The 17481-nt window shown below is 56.2% G+C and carries 13 protein-coding genes and 1 pseudogene; 7 read left to right on the plus strand and 7 right to left on the minus strand.

Features of this window, described 5'->3' with window-relative positions; all coding sequences use genetic code 11:
- Both ACR0B3_RS21835 and ACR0B3_RS21840 read right to left on the minus strand, forming a co-directional pair.
- Positions 1–669, minus strand: coding sequence for a cupin domain-containing protein (locus ACR0B3_RS21835; protein WP_480810900.1), 669 nt, complete (start codon positions 667–669; stop codon positions 1–3).
- A 37-nt stretch (positions 670–706) separates the two neighbouring features.
- Entirely contained in the window at positions 707–1327 is a 621-nt protein-coding gene (locus ACR0B3_RS21840) for a glutathione S-transferase family protein (RefSeq protein ID WP_480810901.1), read from the minus strand.
- A gap of 164 nt (positions 1328–1491) precedes the next feature.
- On the opposite strand from ACR0B3_RS21840, the gene ACR0B3_RS21845 reads away from it, so the two are divergent.
- A complete protein-coding gene (locus ACR0B3_RS21845) occupies positions 1492–1815 on the plus strand; it encodes a hypothetical protein (protein WP_480810902.1) in 324 nt (107 codons plus the stop codon).
- 45 nt (positions 1816–1860) lie between these two features.
- Positions 1861–2943, plus strand: coding sequence for a cysteine synthase A (cysK, locus tag ACR0B3_RS21850; protein WP_480810903.1), 1083 nt, complete (start codon positions 1861–1863; stop codon positions 2941–2943).
- A gap of 579 nt (positions 2944–3522) precedes the next feature.
- On the opposite strand, the gene ACR0B3_RS21855 is transcribed toward cysK, so the two are convergent.
- Positions 3523–4398 carry a LysR substrate-binding domain-containing protein gene (locus ACR0B3_RS21855; protein ID WP_480810904.1) on the minus strand — a complete coding sequence of 292 codons (876 nt, stop codon included), beginning with the start codon at positions 4396–4398 and terminating at the stop codon, positions 3523–3525.
- 109 nt (positions 4399–4507) lie between these two features.
- On the opposite strand from ACR0B3_RS21855, the gene ACR0B3_RS21860 reads away from it, so the two are divergent.
- The 5 genes from ACR0B3_RS21860 to ACR0B3_RS21880 are packed head-to-tail and all read left to right on the plus strand — an operon-like array spanning position 4508 to position 13841.
- On the plus strand, positions 4508–6055 hold the full coding sequence (locus ACR0B3_RS21860; protein ID WP_480810905.1) for a trimethylamine methyltransferase family protein: 1548 nt from the start codon (positions 4508–4510) through the stop codon (positions 6053–6055).
- Positions 6052–7350 carry an aspartate aminotransferase family protein gene (locus tag ACR0B3_RS21865; protein ID WP_480810906.1) on the plus strand — a complete coding sequence of 433 codons (1299 nt, stop codon included), beginning with the start codon at positions 6052–6054 and terminating at the stop codon, positions 7348–7350. The genes ACR0B3_RS21860 and ACR0B3_RS21865 overlap by 4 nt, the downstream gene beginning before the upstream one ends.
- Positions 7347–9761: a GcvT family protein gene (locus ACR0B3_RS21870; protein ID WP_480810907.1), complete on the plus strand. Its 2415-nt coding sequence runs from the start codon at positions 7347–7349 to the stop codon at positions 9759–9761. The genes ACR0B3_RS21865 and ACR0B3_RS21870 overlap by 4 nt, the downstream gene beginning before the upstream one ends.
- Complete coding sequence (locus ACR0B3_RS21875; RefSeq protein ID WP_480810908.1) at positions 9758–12169, plus strand: GcvT family protein; 2412 nt, start codon at positions 9758–9760, stop codon at positions 12167–12169. Before ACR0B3_RS21870 ends, ACR0B3_RS21875 begins: the two co-directional genes overlap by 4 nt.
- A gap of 4 nt (positions 12170–12173) precedes the next feature.
- Positions 12174–13841 carry a thiamine pyrophosphate-binding protein gene (locus ACR0B3_RS21880; RefSeq protein WP_480810909.1) on the plus strand — a complete coding sequence of 556 codons (1668 nt, stop codon included), beginning with the start codon at positions 12174–12176 and terminating at the stop codon, positions 13839–13841.
- A 513-nt stretch (positions 13842–14354) separates the two neighbouring features.
- On the opposite strand, the gene ACR0B3_RS21885 is transcribed toward ACR0B3_RS21880, so the two are convergent.
- From ACR0B3_RS21885 to ACR0B3_RS21900, 4 genes and pseudogenes are all read right to left on the minus strand, one after another.
- Positions 14355–15137 (minus strand): dimethylarginine dimethylaminohydrolase family protein, encoded by a 783-nt coding sequence (locus tag ACR0B3_RS21885; protein ID WP_480810910.1) that lies wholly within the window; start codon positions 15135–15137, stop codon positions 14355–14357.
- Positions 15138–15224: 87 nt separating this feature from the next.
- Positions 15225–15383: pseudogene (locus tag ACR0B3_RS21890) on the minus strand (thiamine pyrophosphate-binding protein); the annotation flags it as partial.
- On the minus strand, positions 15380–16564 hold the full coding sequence (locus ACR0B3_RS21895) for a pyridoxal phosphate-dependent aminotransferase (protein WP_480810911.1): 1185 nt from the start codon (positions 16562–16564) through the stop codon (positions 15380–15382). The pseudogene ACR0B3_RS21890 and the gene ACR0B3_RS21895, both read right to left, overlap by 4 nt.
- Positions 16561–17217 carry a TetR/AcrR family transcriptional regulator gene (locus tag ACR0B3_RS21900; protein ID WP_480810912.1) on the minus strand — a complete coding sequence of 219 codons (657 nt, stop codon included), beginning with the start codon at positions 17215–17217 and terminating at the stop codon, positions 16561–16563. The genes ACR0B3_RS21895 and ACR0B3_RS21900 overlap by 4 nt, the downstream gene beginning before the upstream one ends.
- Positions 17218–17481 lie beyond the last annotated feature (264 nt).

The following is a 17481-nucleotide window of genomic DNA, read 5'->3' on the forward strand; positions in this document are numbered from 1 at the left end:
TTAAACCGCTGGTGGCTGCGCAAATGGCAGATGCCCGGTCTTCATCCAGACCTTTGCACCGTCAGGGCCCGCTGTGGCAGAAAGCTCGGCGCCTTCCGGCAGACGCAACCAGTCGTTTTTACCCAGATCGTCGCCACCGGATGTCATCGAGCCGTCGATCATAAGAATTTCGATGCCCCCCGGTGCATCCGAGGTCAACTTGGCACCGGGATCAAGATGGCTGTAGGTTACGACTTCACGGTCATCTTCATGCAGAGTCGCTGTCGCGACACCATTCACCGGCGTCGCCAACTCATCCGCCATGTTCTTGCGGAATTGATTGCGATCTTCCATGTCGAACTGCCAGAGTTTGACAAAGATGGTGCAACCAGGCTCGGAACCGGGCGTATGTTCGGTTGTCGGCGGGTTGCGCACGTAAGTGCCTGCTGGAAAATCACCGTGTTCATCCTGAAAAACGCCATCCAACACGATGAACTCTTCACCGCCCGTATGAGTGTGGGCCGAAAACTTGCTGCCCGGTGCATAGCGCACAATGGTGGTGGCACGGGCGACTTCGCCACCAATCCGGTCAAGCATGCGCCGGTCCACACCCTTCATGGGCGAGGCCTGCCACTCAAGTTGATCAGAGTGAACAACGACGCGGGATGAGAAGTCCGAGTTGAGTTCCATTTGGAGATGTCCTTTCGACTTAAATGGCAGGTCTTACTTAGGCGGCAATAGATGGACGAGCGGCCATCTTAGCACGCCAAGCTTGCAGGTTGGTCAGGGTTTCGGGGATTTCGACCTTGGCAAAATCGGCAAACGCCAATCCTGCAAAGGCGGTGATGTCAGCCACCGAGAATGAGTCTCCGGCTAAGTATTCATTTTCGGCCAGAACGGAATCCAGATAGGTCATAGTGTTCTTGGCGACCTCTTTTTGCTTATTGCCCCATTCGGCACATTGATAAGTTTCAAGTTCCGGGCCTAGGCCGGGCGTCGCATGATGAAAATAGGTGCCAACCGCGTTTAACAAGCCGTTCTCCGCGCGCAGATTCATCATCGAGATGCGGGCGCGTTCTTTTGCGGTTACGCCGGTTAGCGAGGGGCCATCGAACGTCGCGTCGATATATTCGGTGATCGCGTTGCATTGGGCAATGTGCGAACCGTCTTCCAGTTCCAGACAAGGCACCACGGCATCTGGGTTTTTGGTTTTGAACTCAGGCGTTCGATGCTCACCGCCCATGACATCCACGGGAATGAATTCCACTTTGTCCGATGCGCCTTTTTCAGCCAGCGCGATGCGAATACGTGCGGGGTTAGGGAATCCTTCTGTGTCATAGATCTTCATCTCAGTACCTCCGTCGGGGTTTGCGTTTCGTACAAACTACCTATCAATAGGTAGATAACTATGCAACTATTTTATTGTCCTCATCAGTAGCGCCGAAAGAGGCAGGTAATTCAAACAGTTCTGCTTGGCTTACTAAAAAAATTTGGCGCTGGTGAGTCGTTTGATTGCAAACCCTGCCAGAGCAGATTCGGTATCAGCAAATTAACCGATTCATCTTTCCGAATGGTTTTCGCCCTCTTAAAGGCGGCCACGCGGATACCTCTACTCAACATTTACGCTCTGCTACGAAAGCGACCAGCAGGATTCACTGGTCAGAAAGTTATCAGACTATGTTCGAAGACTACGCCCGCAAGTCATTTCAAAATGGTGCATCAATTCAAGGCGCAGACGATCGGTTGATTGTTTCGGGTGGCAATGAAGATCAGCGCGATATGAGAGCTGGAACGCGTGAAATTGCAATGGATTCCAGTTATAGAGAGCCTTGCTAGCTTCAGTCTTAAAACCTCAGCCGATTTCTCACGTCAGGACATACGATGATCGAACCAAAACTCAGAACTACTTCAGGCAATGGCCGTATCTATAGCAGTGTACTTGACACGATTGGGGACACACCCACGATCCGTATCAACAATCTTGGGCCGAAAGGTGTCGACCTGTTTGTGAAATTCGAGGCATTCAACCCTGCGGGATCGGTCAAGGATCGCCTTGCGGTCAATATCATCGAAGCCGCCGAGCGCAGCGGTGCCCTGAAACCCGGACAGACTGTGGTTGAGGCGACCAGCGGGAATACCGGGATCGGTCTGGCGATGGTCTGCGCTCAAAAAGGGTATCCTCTGGTGGTAACGATGGCTGAGAGCTTTTCGACCGAGCGGCGTCAGCTAATGCGCATGCTTGGTGCCAAAGTGGTTCTGACACCAAAGGCTGAAAAAGGCTTTGGTATGTACCGAAAAGCAGCGGAACTCGCCAAAGAGCATGGCTGGTTTCTGGCGCGTCAATTCGAAACACAAGCCAATGCCGAGATTCACGCAGCCACAACAGCCCGAGAGATCCTGAACGATTTTGGCGAAGCGCGGCTGGACTACTTTGTTACCGGCTATGGTACTGGGGGTACCGTGACAGGTGTTGCGCGTGTCATGCGCGATAAAAGCCCCGACACAAAGATCATTCTCTCCGAACCGGCGAACGCGCAACTGGTGGGTAGCGGCATCGCGACCGAGCGCGGCAACGATGGCGACCCCTTGGCCAGCCACCCAGCGTTTGAACCACATGTCATTCAGGGTTGGACGCCGGATTTCATACCTGCGGTTCTGCAGGAATCCATCGACAACGCATATGTTGATCAAGTGATCCCTGTGGCTGGACCAACCGGTGTGGAATGGGCTCAGAAACTTGCCAGCCAAGAGGGCATACTGACTGGTATCTCAGGGGGCGCAGCTTTTGCGATTGCAGTTCAGATTGCCGAACAAGCTGAACCCGGCGCGTCGGTGCTATGCATGTTACCGGATACGGGTGAGCGTTACCTGAGCACGCCCTTGTTTGCGGATGTCCCTGTCGAAATGTCTGACGAAGAGATTCGAATTTCGCGCTCAACGCCCGGATACCACATAAGCGAATGAATCAGGGAGCACCAATTTAGCATCGGGTCCCATAGATCTCTGCCTGGAGGGGCGAGGCGACCGCCGCTCAGGTCCCGTCCGAGACGACTTATAATCAAATGAATGAAAAGGGTATCTTCGCCTGCGTGAGAACCGATCTGGCGACCGAACACGGTGAAAAGAAGCCGCTATGATCGACGCAATTTATTTTGAACGCATCGCACTGTGATCAGTTTGGACGTCGAGTAAAGAGGATCAATCCCCCGACAAACGGGGTCGTGGGCGCCTGATAGATCGTACCAAAGGCGGTGTGAACTCAAAGGTGCACGCGATTTGTGACAGCCGAGGATGCTCAACAAACCTGTTCATTGAGGCCGATCAAATCAGTGATTACATCGGCGCAATGGCATTGGTGAACGATCTGCCAAAGGTGGATTGGCTAATCAGTGATCGCAGCTTCGAAGCAGTTTGGTTCGCTTAAACGCCATAAGTTATGGCGGCACGTGACTGCACCCCGCGAAGAAAGCGATAGAAGACCACCGCACAATGCGACAGGGGCTGCTGATCGACTAGCGATCCAATAGTGAATATTGCCGGATGCTATTTTTGGCTGAGTAGCCAGCGACAGATCTCGTCAATTATGTTTTGGCGGACATCGTGCTTGCGGCGGACAAGATAGTAGGCACGCATTTCACTGCGGACAGGATCGAACAACTGGACGAGCGTTCCGTTGCCCAGTTCGCCATCAATCAAGGGCCGCCAGCCCATCACCACGCCTTGGCCTGAGATCGCAGCCTGAAGCACCACATTTGTGTCTTCGATCATTGGACCGGACATGACGTCTTTTGGCGACACGCCGTGATGTGCAAACCAGGCTTTCCAACTGACCGTATCGCGCTGGTGGATCAGCGGAAAATCCAGTAGATCGACCGGTGTTGCCGGATGCCCCAATCGGCTTAGAAGACTTGGGCTGGCCACTGGTGCCGCCATAACTCCTACGAGGCGATCTGCGATCATATCCGGCCAATATCCGTCGCCCCATGTTACGAAAATGTCTGCATCCACATTTTGCGGTGATACAAGTAGTGGGGTCTGCACAAGTTCAAGATCAATCTCGGGGAAATGCGCGTTGAACTCGGTTAGGCGCGGCAACATCCAACGAGTTGCAAAACTTGGCCCCATCGCGATGCGGATCTTTGTGTGATCGGTCTGAGCCGATACGTCCAGAATGGCGCGTTCGAGAATGCGAAAAGCCTTGGTTACCTCCTCGGCAAGGCGCATTCCTTCGTCTGTTAATACGACCCGCCGACCGGATCGAGTAAACAGGGTCAGTTTCAACTGGGCCTCAAGACCTCGTATGTGATGACTGATCGCGGTGGGAGACACGTGAAGTTCTTCCGACGCGGCGCGGAAACTGCCTAATCGCGCGGCAGCATCAAAAGCGCGCAAAGCGGGAAGGGAGGGAAAGGCGGTCATACCTTCAATTAGTGAGCTTTACTCATCTAATGCAAGAGAATCTTGTTTTTGTCGCTTCTGTTGCAAACGCTTAAGCATGCAGGGCAATGAACCAGCGTTAGGATAGCAAATGTCCGCCAGAACCCGCCGTCGCGGTCGCGCCTCAAGGGCCGACCAAACTGGATCGGAAGAAGACGCCTCACCTCCGGTGTGGCCAGGACTGTCCGGTGGTGCATTCCGACCGCTCAATGATCAGGCGTTGGCCGATGTGAATGAGGCGGTGCTGCACCTACTAGAGACGTTGGGATTGAGCCAGGCTTCGTCGTCGATGATCGAAAAGGTCTGCGCGAATGGCGGGACTCTTACCGGGGATCAGCGGCTGTTGTTCCCCCGAGATCTTGTATTGCGAACGATTTCAGAGGCGCGGCGAAATATTATCCTCTGTGGTCAGGATCCCAAACACGATTTGGATATATCGGGCGCGCGGGTGCACATGAGTTCGGGCGGAGCCGCGCCTGGGGTATTTGACATCGAAGACAGGCGCTATCGCAATGGTACCGCCAAGGATCTCTACGATGCCGCGCGGATTGTAGATGCGATGGAGAACATTCATCACTTCAGCCGCTCGATCGTGGCCACCGATATTGAAGACGTGGCCGATATGGACCTTAATACAGCATATGCCTGCCTGATGGGCACCTCCAAGCATGTATCTGTCTCGGTATCAGAACCACAGAATGTCGCGCAGCTGGCCGAGCTTTGCTATTTACTCGCCGGAGGCGAAGACGCGTTTCGGGCTCGCCCTTTTTTGACTGTGATGGTGTGCCATGTGGTGCCACCCATGCGCTTTGCTGAAGAAGCGCTGGAAACCTTAGAGGCGGCTATTTTAGCTGGCTTCCCCGTGCAGCTGATCAGCGCTGGGCAGGCGGGGGCCACGAGCCCGGCAACCATTGCCGGGTCTCTGGTGCAGGCCGTTGCTGAAACCCTTGCCGGTCTTGTCTTTGCTCGGCTGGTCGACCCGAATGTTGCGGCGATCTTTGGCCCAAAACCGCTTGTGGCTGATTTGCGCACTGGCTCGATGTGTGCAGGGGGTGGTGAACAGGCGATCCTGATGGCCTCGGCCGCGCAGATGGGGCGTTACTATAACCTGCCGACCACATCGATTGCCGGAATAACCGACTCCAAGACACTGGATGCACAGTATGGCAGCGAGAAAAATCTAGCAGTGGCCTCGGCAGCACACGCCGGATCGAACCTGATCACACAGTCTTGCGGGATGCAGGCCAGCTTGTTGGGCGTCGCGCTTGAGGCCTATGTGACTGACAATGATATGTTGGGCAACATCCTGCGAACGGTTCGCGGGGTTGAAGTGTCGCCTGAAAATATCGGCGCTGATGTGATTGCAGAAGTGTGCCGAGGCGAAGGACACTATCTGGGCCATCGCCATACATTTGGGCGGATGAAATCGGATTATTTCTACCCCCATCTGGGAGACCGCCGTACCCCGCGTGAGTGGGAAGAGGACGGTTCGCGCCAGATCGGCGACGTTGCGCGAGACAAAACGCGCACGCTGCTGGCTGAATATTACCCGGCACATATTCCCGACGCGATCGACCGCGCCATTCGCGAACGCTTCAATATTAAGATTGGCCGGGATCAGATCGGACGGGACCTATGAGAACCAACGCTTCTCTTTCCGCGCGTGCCCGACAAATAATGCCCGGAGGAGTCAGTCACGAACTGCGCTATTTATCTCCGTATCCGATTTATATCGACCGGGCCAAAGGGGCTGAAAAATGGGATGTCGAGGGCAAACGCTATATCGACTTTAAGCTGGGTGCGGCCAGTCAGCTTTTAGGCAATTCCTGCCCAGAGGTGATGGAGGCAGTTGCACAGCAATTGACAAAAACGCCTTACACCGGCGACTGCCATCCGCTTGAGATCGAATGGGCGGATTGGATTCATCGTCTGGTGCCATCTGCTGAAAAAGTGCGCTTTACCGGTTCTGGTACAGAATCTACCATGCTGGCGCTGCGGGTTGCGCGCGCATATTCCCATAAGGACAAGGTGCTGCGGATAGACGGGCATTTTCACGGCTGGCATGATTTGCTGTTGAAAGGTTCGAAGCCCGGGGTCAATACGCCACCTTCGATGGGTGTGCCCGAGGCGATCACCGATCTGACAGTGATCGCACCCCCTGTGCTGGAAGCTATTCGGGCCACGCTTGAAGCGGAGACTGATATCGGCACAATCTTTGTTGAGGCGTCTGGGGCAAATTACGGCTCGGTCCCGCTGCCCGATGGGTTCTTGCCTGGCATCCGAGCGCTCGCGGATGAAATGGGCAAAGTGCTGATATTTGATGAGGTGATCACAGGGTTTCGCTGGAGCCCCGGCGGGCGTCAGGCGCGCGATAACGTGGTGCCGGACCTAACTACTATGGCCAAGGTTGTCACCGGTGGCTTACCAGGCGGCGCTATCGCTGGGCGCGCGCACATCATGGATCTGCTTGACCCCGGCAAAACACTTGAAGGTCTTGCACCAGCGGTCAGCCACAAAGGTACATTTAACGCGGCACCCATGGTGGCTGCAGGCGCAATCGCGGCAATGAAGTTGCTCGCAACCGGAGAGGTGCAAGCGCAAGCAGATGCTATGGCCGCGCGTTTGCGCGACGGATTCAACACCGTCTTTGCGCGCCGCGGAATCGAAGCGTTGGCTTATGGCGAGAGCTCGACTTGTCACCTGTACTTTGGTGGAACATCAATCGATGGATTAAGCGCAGCCCAGATCCGTAGCGCCCCACCGGCGTTGGTTCAGGGCCTGCGCGGCGGTTTGCAGGACCGTGGCGTAGATTTCATGTCCTTCACCTCATGTGTGACGTCGAACACCCATACGCCTGACCTCATCGACGAAGCGGTCGGAGTTTTCGACGCCGTTCTGGGCGATCTAATAGATACCGGAGTGATTGCAGCATGAATGCTCTTCCATCCAATGCCCGCACCGTTGTTATCGGCGGCGGTGTAATCGGCTGTTCCATTGCCTATCATCTGGCCCGTGAGGGACGGCAGAATATTGTTGTGCTGGAACGCTCGAAGCTGACCAGCGGGACAACGTGGCATGCAGCAGGTCTGGTGCGCCGCCTACGACCTTCAGCGACGTTAACTAAGTTAATAAACTATTCGATTGATTTGTATGGAGAGTTGGAGCGCGAAACCGGCCAAGCAACCGGTTGGACCCAAACCGGTTCGCTAACACTGGCAACAAATTCGGACCGGTTAACCAATATCAAAAGACAGGTCAGTCTTGGTCGTGCCTTTGGGCTTGAGGCTGAGGTGGTCGATGCGGCGCGCGCCAAAGAGCTTTGGCCATTGATCGAAACCGATGATGTCATCGGAGCGGTCTGGTCCCCTGCGGATGGGCGGGTGAACCCGTCAGATGTGGCGCTGGCCTTGTCAAAAGGGGCTCGCGCACGCGGTGTTCAGATCTTTGAGGATACCACCGTAACAGGCTTGCGAAAGAATGCCGGGCGCATTTCGGGTGTCGAGATTGGGGACCATGTGATCGAAGCCGACGAAGTGGTGATCGCCTGTGGTCTTTGGTCCCGAGAAGTGGCGGCGATGGCTGGCGCGCATATGCCGCTTTATGCTTGCGAACACTTCTACATCCTGACCAAACCACTCGCCGAAGTACAGGCGCTGGGAAAAGGGGCGCATTTGCCTACGCTCAACGATCAGGACGCGTTCCTGTATGCCCGCGACGATGTAGAGGGGCTGCTGGTAGGCTGTTTCGAGCCGCATGCCAAGGGATTGCCTTTGGATCGTTTGCCCAAAGATTTCAGCTTTGATCTGCTGGATGAGGATTGGGACCATTTCATGCCGATGATGGAAAACGCCCTGCGCCGAATTCCGGTACTGGAACAGGCCGAAGTGCGGATGCTGTTGAATGGTCCTGAGAGTTTCACTCTCGACAGCCAATTCATGCTGGGTGAAAGCCCCGAGGTGCCAGGCCTGTTCTTGATGGGCGGGATGAATTCAACCGGCATTGCGTTGGCTGGCGGTGCAGGAAAGGCAATGGCGGAATGGATCATTGCGGGCGAACCCACGATGGAACTGAATGAGGCTGACATTCGCCGCTTTAGCCCTGAAATGAATGTGTTGGGCGCGTTAGAAGCGCGCATCCCCGAGGTTCTGGGCCGCCACTACGACAACCCTTATCCGGGGCGAGCGATGGACACTGCCCGTGGTCAGCGCCGCTCACCCATTCATGCCGGACTTGTCGCGGCAGGCGCGCAATTCGAAGCGCGTGGCGGCTGGGAGAGGGCAGTGCATTTTGGCGGCAAGGATGCGCATCTGCCTCTTACCTTCGGTGCGCCTGCGTGGCGTGAACAAGTGGGGGCTGAGGTAGAAGCCTGCCGCAGCGGAGCAGCCATTCTTGATCAATCCGCTTTTGGCAAGATCATGGTGCAGGGGCCGGACGCACGCGCCTTTCTCAATCGCCTTTGCGCGGCGCAAATGAACATAGCCGAGGGGCGTATCGCATACACACAGATCCTGAACGCTCGCGGCGGGGTAGAAAGTGATCTGACGGTGCAACGTCATGGACCTGAAACCTATCTGTTGATCGTTGGCGCAGGTGAAGTGGTCCGCGACCTTAAACGCATGCGCGAAACACGAGGAGATTGTCGCGTGGAGTTCACCGATGTGACGAGCGGTTACGCCATTCTGGGCTTGGCCGGGGCTAAGGCGCGTGCTGTACTGCAGGCGACCTCGAATACCCCGGTACCCGAACTCAAGCGTTTTCATTTCGCCCCGGTTGAGATCGGCCTTGCGCGCGGCTGGGCCGGACGCCTAAGCTTTACCGGGGAAGAAGGGTTTGAGCTTTATATTCAAGCCGATATGGCGATGGCCTCTTATGAAGCGCTGCTGCAAGCGGGGGCCAGCCATGCGGGCCTCTACGCAAGTGGCAGTCTGCGCATCGAAAGTGGGTTCCGTGCATTCGGACACGAACTGACCCCCGGCACTACACCACATGAAGCCGGATTGGGCGCTTTCTGCGCAATGGGCTCCGGGTTTGTGGGCGAAGATGCCTTGCAGGATCACACGCCCTCGCGCCGGATCGTCTCATTGTTGTTTGATGACCCAAATGCGATCCCGATCCATGACGAACCTGTCTATTTTCAAGGTCAGGTTGTCGGGCAAGTCACTTCCGCCGCGTGGAGTTACCGCTACGGCCGATCTGTAGCGCTTGCTATGATCTCGGGCCCGTCAAGTTTCTTTGACGAAAAATCTTCCACCTCAGACGGAACATGGGCGGTGGATGTGGAAATTGCCTGCACCCGCTTTACCGCTCATGCATCGCTGAAACCCGCCAAAGAGGCGTTCCAATGACCGACACCAATCGTACTACACAAGTCGCAATCATCGGTGGCGGGATTATGGGCGTTGCTGCCCAGTTCCAACTGGCGGAAAACGGCTGGACCGATACAATCCTTTTTGAAAAGTCAGAACTGACGTCCGGATCTACATGGCACGCGGCAGGTCAAATCGCCCACGCGGTAGGAAGTCGGATCGCAGGCTGGATCAACAAGACATCCATCGAGACCTATAAGCGTGTCGAAGCAGAAACCGGTCAGAGTATCGGCTGGCACGAAGTTGGTGGCTTTCGGATCGCTACCACGGAGGATGAGGTCGACTGGATGAAGTCGATCATGGGTGTCGGCAAGCTGCTGGACTTGCCGATGGAGCTGGTCGGTCCAGAGGAAGTTTCAAAGGTCAATCCGTTTTATCGAACATCTGACATCAAGGCCGCTGTCCGAACATTTGAGGACGGTCATATTGACCCGTCTGGTGTCACAATGGCACTGGCTGCAGCCTCACGCGCGCGCGGGGCCAAGATCGAGCGACACAATCGTGTCATTGGCGCCTCGCGGAAAGGCGACATGTGGCTTCTGCACACCGAAAAAGGCGACGTGCTGGCCGAACATGTTGTCATCGCCGCGGGATCATACGCCAATCAGGTCGGTGAATGGTTCGGGCTGAAAATTCCTTCGGTCTCGTGTCTGCATCATTATCTGGTCACGGATACCGTGCCCGAGTTTCTGGATCGTCCTGAACTGCCCGTGATGCGCGATAATGCTTTCGGTGGCTATATCCGGCAGGAACAGAAATCGGGCCTGATCGGGATATATGAGGGTCATGTCTGCCCCACGGTCTGGGAAATGCCGCAAGGCGCGCCCTGGGCAGCAGAAAATGAGTTGTTTGAGGCAGACTACGACTCGATTGGCGATTTTCTGATGGTGGCATTCGATAAGATGCCTATCCTCGCCGATCTTGGTATCAAGCGCGTTGTGCGCGGGGCGATCACTCATACGCCGGATGGGGGCATGCTGGTCGGCCCGTCGGGTCCTCCAAATGTCTGGTTGTCTTGTGGGTCGTCCATCGGGCTGGCGTGGGGCGGCGGGGCCGGCAAGGTGCTGGCCGATTGGATGGTGCATGGAGAAACCCAGATCAACACACGCAGTATGGACCCGCGTCGCTATGGGGATTTCAGCACGGATCAGTTCATTGTTGAGCGTACCAAAGATGAGTTCATGCGTCGCCACGACACACCGTGCCCGGGCAAGCAATTCGAAAGCCTTCGCCCCTTGAACCGCCACCCTCTGTATGATCGGCTGGCTGCAAAAGGTGCGGTGTTTGGCGAAGTCGCGGGCTGGGAGCGCCCACGCTATTTCGGTAATGTCGGCGAAGTTGAGCGGATCGGATGGGGCCATCAGCCTTGGCACGAGAACGCCCTCACCGAGGCGAAAGCCACACGTGCGGCTGCTGGTGTAATTGATCTTTGTGCTTTTGCACAGTTCGAGATAACGGGCAAAGATGCAGCAGCTTTGCTTGATCGGCTGTCTGCCAACTCAGTTCCGGTGCGCGATGGACGGATGAGTCTTAACCACCTGTTGACTAATAAAGGTCGCTTCGAGACAGAAATCACCATCTGGCGTATCGCAGAGAACAGGTTTTTTACCGGTTCGGCCATTGCACGGGCCAACCCGGATTTCGACTGGATCAAGTCCCACATACGGCCGGGCGAAGAGGTGCAGATGGTCAATCGGAGTGCCGATTGGGGGATGCTTGCACTATCCGGTCCTGCATCGCGCCGCATTATGGCCGAGTTGACGGACGCCGATCTCAGCAACTCGGCCTTCCCGTGGTTGTCAGGGCAAGAGATCACGGTGGCAGGCGTCGCCTGCTATGCCTTGCGCGTGTCTTTCGTAGGAGAGCTCGGCTGGGAACTGCATGCACCGCTGGACCAGATCGGCGCGCTGTATGACGCTTTGTTTGAGGTTGGATCTAAGCATGGCCTCGTCGATTTGGGTTCTTACGCATTCAATGGCATGCGGATGGAGAAGGCATACCGCGCGAGTGGTGAGCTAACGACAGATGTTGGTCCGTTTGATGTGGGGCTAGAGCGGTTTGTGCGTACGCAGGGGCGTGAATTTGTCGGAAAAGACGCACTCTTAGCCTGCGACCCTGGTTGGCAGTTGCTTTACGCAGAGCTCCACTCCGAGGATATCGATATTCATGGCGGCGAACCCGTACTGCTGAATGACACACCCGTTGGGCTTACCACTTCAGGTGGATACGGATACACAGTGGGCAAGTCTCTGGGTTGGCTATTCGTGCGCAATGGGACGCCGCACGAGGGCCTTAGCGTGCGCATTCTGGATCGCGACATCCCTGTAACTGTCCACGACCACCCTGTTTTTGACCCGCAAAATCTAAGACCCCGATCCGAGGACTAAATCCATGACCAATATCACTGGCGGCGAAGCCGTCTATCGTGTGCTCAAGGCCAACGGGATCGACACCGTGTTCGGCCTGTTGGGCGGTTCGATGCTCGAACTATACGATGCCATGTATCAGGGCGGAGAAGTCGCCTATGTGGGCGCACGGGATGAACGCGCAGCGGGCCATATGGCGGATGCTTGGGCGCGGATGACCGGTAAACCCGGTGTTGTACTGGGCGCGCAGGCAGGGCCCGGAGTTGTCAATATCGTCACCGCGGTGGCCGAGGCACAATTGGCTTATTCTCCTCTTGTTGTCATTGCGGGTGCGATAACGCGCGCCGATCAACACAAAGATACATTTCAGGAAGTCGATCAGGTCGCGCTGTTTGCCCCGATTTCTAAGCGCTCAGTCATGGTTACGGACCCATCTCGGCTGGCGCCGATGCTTGAAGATGCGATCCGATTGGCCAATTCTGGCCGTCGTGGGCCCGTCGTGTTGCATGTCCCGCGTGATTTGTTTGCAGCTGAGATGCCCGCGATTGACCCGGCACCTGTCAGGTTTGCTCGTCCAGGGCCTGCGGCACCTGAAGACATCGAGGCCATCGCAAAACTTATGAGCGGGGCGAAGCGCCCGGTGATCTTTGCCGGCGGGGGCTTTAAATGGGGACAGGGACGCGATGCCCTGACAGCCCTGGCCGAGGCTCTCGAGGTCCCGGTTGTAGCCTCGACCGGTCATGCGGATGTCATGCGCCACGGTCACCCTTGGTTCGCAGGTCAAGCTGGGCCACGCGGAAACCGCGTTGCCAGCCGTCTGACTAAAGAAGCTGATGTGATGGTTGTTCTGGGTGCTCGACTTGGCTTTAACTCGACCTTTCACAGCAACGATTACGTTGGTGTGGATACACGTATCGCCCATGTCGATATTGATGAGTCGGCGGTTGGCCGTTATTTTCCTGCCGAAATTGCAGTTCAAGCTGATGCGCGTATGACCGCTGAGGCGTTGACCGAGGCAGCTTCAAAGCCCGACGCACTGGATTGGCGCAAGAGTTTTCAGGAAGATATGACCAGTCTCGCGGCCGAGCGCGCGGATGAGGCACAGATCGCCACATTACCAATGCATCCTCGCAGGGCTTTGGCTGAGATCCGTGCAGCTCTGCCGGAAAATGCGATTGTCACCCTGGACACGGGCAATACCTGTCTGCAAGCCGCCGACAGGTTGGCCCATTACGATCCGCTGTCGCTGATTACACCGCTGGATTTTGGTTTGGTCGGTTTTGGTCTTACTGCCGCTATCGGAGCTAAGGCTGCGTCCCCGGAAAGACCTGTCATCGCGGTAATGGGCGATGGCGCTTTGGGCTATACGATGATCGAGATCCAAACCGCGATCCAATACGAGTTACCCATAGTTATTATCGTTTTGGATAACGAAGCCTGGGGCGCCGAAAAGGCCTATCAGCAGGAATTTTACGGAGGCCGCTTGTTGGGAGCCGAGATCACCTCGCCGCGATACGACAAATTCGCCGAGCTCTGCGGCGGTAAAGGCATCTGGGTTGAAAGCCCTGAGGATATGCATCCTGCACTCACCGAGGCAATTGCCGCTAATCAAACAACTGTCATTCAGGCAAAGATCGATCCAAGCGCATTGATGACCCTTCGTAAGGATTTGTTCAAAGCGCCAACGAATTAGAGGCTTTGTTCGTTGCTGTTCAGATAGCGAAATGCACGAGATTGCTGCAACAGAACATCCATTATCTAAGGAAGCAGGCCATTTAGTCGATGGCTTGCGCTTCTGCTTGGTTGACGCTGTTTCCTCATACTTTGACCGGATCAACTGCAGCATCCACAACGCATCCCTAGTGATTGGAGGTAAGAGTCCGCGTTGATGCGCGCGTGTCTGCCACCCACTTGTCACTCGCATCCGTGCATGGCCCGCTAAAAAAGGCGCACGAAACATTAACCATCAGAAAGTAAAAAAGTAAGCCAATACTTCTGAGCGGTCAAAAGTCCTGGTATTTTTTGGGAGATCGCTTTGACGCGTATGCGTGAACGATTGGTCTGCTTGGGCTGCACGGCTCCAAAACCGCTGGATAGTCTCTTTCGACTGCCACTCTAGTACATTGGGCCCCAGCTACACTTCGATGCTGATATCATGGCTGACCCGTTTGATGAGCACGTTAGTTTTATACCTTGGGGCTCCAGCTCAAAACCGAAGTGAAAGACAGGACATCCCGCCATCCAATTTCGCGCAATCGGTGTTGTCGATTTCGACCACCTCGTACCCCTCGCGATCCAGCCTCTCGGCGGTGCGCGGAAATCCTGCCGCCATCAGCACCAGATTGTTAAATCGGATCGCGTTGGCGGCGGCCTCTTCGCCGTCGGCAACATGCAGTACCCGGTAACCAGCAAAGCAACCAGACGCATCCAGCCTCCGGGTCGATAGGATCGTTTCGGCATCCATCAGCGAGCAATCCGTCTTGAAATGCAAAACCCCTTCGGGAGTGAATACCTCGCGCACGGTGTGGCCCCAGTCGGACGTGATCCGCGCTAGCTCAGCAACGCCCTCGGCGTCGGTGCGGTCTGATCGGCCAACGAGTATTTCGCGACCGGTTACAAGTATATCTCCGCCTTCGATATGGCCGGGCCCTTTGATCTCGCGGACCGCGTCGTAACAGGCACGCAGAGTTGGAGCCATTTCCGCGACCTCACCTAGGCGCGACGGCGCGCCGGGTCTCATCAGCACTGCGCCCTGAGGTAAACAGAGCGCAGTATCCTCGACAAATTGTGCGTCCGGATATGCATCGAGCGGGTCAAGCTCGATGATCTCGGCCCCCGTGTTCTTCAACGCTGCCACATAAGCCTTATGTGCTGCAGTCATGCCGTCAAAATCGGGATTGCCGATATCCTCGGCCCGAAGCCCGCTTGCAATAGTTAAGGCGGGGCGGCGTGTGATCGCGCGAGTGAACTCGTAGGTCGGATCGGGCATTGTTTAGCCTTTCAGCGGTTCGAATTTTGGGGCGATCACTTCGATCATGGTTGGTCCAGTTGCATCGGCAGTGTTTTTCGTTGCATCCGCGCCCTGTTCGTGCCTTGGCGTCACATGACGAATGCCAGACGCTGCAAGCCCACGGTACAGCTCAACAGTGTGCACGCCGGGAATCCCGAACACGCAGCTCACGCCTCTTTGCCGAGGCTCTGCAACCAGAGCCTCACCTACAGTCTGTTTGATCATGCAACCTCGCGCGAGGATTTGTTGGCATGGTCGATGATGCGGGTGACCGCAGTGGCGAATTCCGCATCGCTGATCGTCAGTGCAACACGCGCCCAGTCTTTCAACCCGTCTCCGAATGCCGAGCCGGGCATAGCCGCCACACCGGATTGCAGCAGGTCCCAGGCATAGGCCTCACCCTCTAGCCCGGTGGCCGTGACATTGATAAGCGCAAACATCCCCGCCTCGGGCCGGTGCACTGTCAGCCTTGTCTCAGCCTCCAGCCGATCGGCCAGCAGGTTGGCCCGGCGTGAGAAGCGTTCGATCATGCCGGGCGCAACATCTGAGCCTTCGCGGATCGCCAATTCGGTCATATCCGCAATGAAGGGTTGGTTTCCGAACAGCATGGTCTCGGAAAAAGGCAGCAGCGCCTCGCAAAATGCCGCCGGACCCACACACCAGCCGCTGCGGTACCCGGGCGCGGCGTGGGATTTCGAGATGGAAGAGACCCCGATGACCCGGTCCGCCAGCTTGGGATCAGCCAGAGGAGATACAAACTCAGCGCCCTCAAAAACCAGTTCTTCATAGACTTCATCCGAGATGATCCAGAGATCATGTTTTATGGCCAATTGCCCAATTGCCGCGATTTCCGAGGCGGTCAGGATCGCGCCGGTCGGATTATGCGGAGTCGTCAACAAAATGACGCGGCTGCGCGGAGTAAGGCGTGCGGCAATATCATCGGCCTGCATCCGAAATCCGTGCTCGGGCCGTAGCGGAACCGGCACCATTTCAGCCCCGGACGACCGCACGACGCCCTCATAAGTGGCATACATCGGATCACCGACCAGCACCTCATCCCCAGCCTCGGCTACACCGGCCATAACTGCGAACAGAGAGGTCTGGGTACCCGGGAAGCACAGGAAGTTCTCAGACCCAAATTCGCGACCTCGGGTGGCCGAATAGCGCTCAGCTAATGCATCCAACAGACCAATCTCACCACGCCCGTTGGAATATCCGGTCCGCGCCGCGCGGAGCGAAGTTACCGTAGCTTCAATCAGTGCACCCGGCACCGGAACATCCGGTTCCCCTATCGTCATCTCAACGATATCGGCCCCGGCCTTGATCAGCTCGCGCGCTTTCAGATGAACGCCCCATTTCGCGCCACCCAGGCCCGCTAACCGCTTTGTAACGGCTGTGGTTTTCATGATTGCTCCACCTCTTTGGTCAATGGAATCCCTGTAATGGCGCCGACCGATTCCAGCCCGATCTGCGCCAATTGACCTTCGGAAAAGGCATCGGGCAGCGCGCCTCCCTCGAGCCACAGTCCGTCAATCACCGCGTTGCAGGCAATCGCCAGCCGCGTCGATTCACCTGGGACGACCGAATGCCCGCTTTCCCGCAGCGCCGCAACGATCAGCGTTTCCAGTTGATCCCGGAAATAGCTGTAAGTCCGCTGGTGAATGCGCTGCATCTTTGGATCATGCTGCACCTTGTTCAAGAACCCGGCCCACAAGGCCACCGCGCTTGGGTCTATCACCGGCGGGCGGAGCGATGCATCCACGAAATTCGCCAGCTGAGACACTGCGCCCCCCTGACCGGATGCCGCCGCCGTCTGATCGGTCAGCGTATTCATGTGGTATTCATAAGATGCCTGCACCAGCTCTTCTTTGGTTGAGAAATAGTGCCGGATCAGCCCCTGCGTTACATTTGCCCGAGCTGCGATCCCGCGCACAGTGGCCCCGCGAATACCGACTTCCGCGATCAGGTCCAGTGTCGCATAAATCAAGGCTTCCCGCCGAAACTCGGCAGACTCGCGTGTGAATTTGCGGGCGTTGTTCTGCACGGTGAGCTCATCCATGGTGTGAGATTATTATGCAATTGTATAATTGAGGATTTCAAGGCTAACTTCAACCCGAAAGCAGAAGAAGCGCAAAAAATGGAAACAGCCAAAGCCGCTTCACCCGAGGACGACGCTGCCACGATGCAAGAGGCGATACAGCTCGAAGATCTACATATTTCTTAGCTCAGCGGGTGGTTCTTATAGGTGCCTTTTTGACCGCGCATATAGGCGATGTCGTTGCTAGCATCGCGGCGAACTGGTCCAATCGCTCGCTTCTGGTAA

Source organism: Ruegeria sp. CE9, assembly GCF_056537425.1.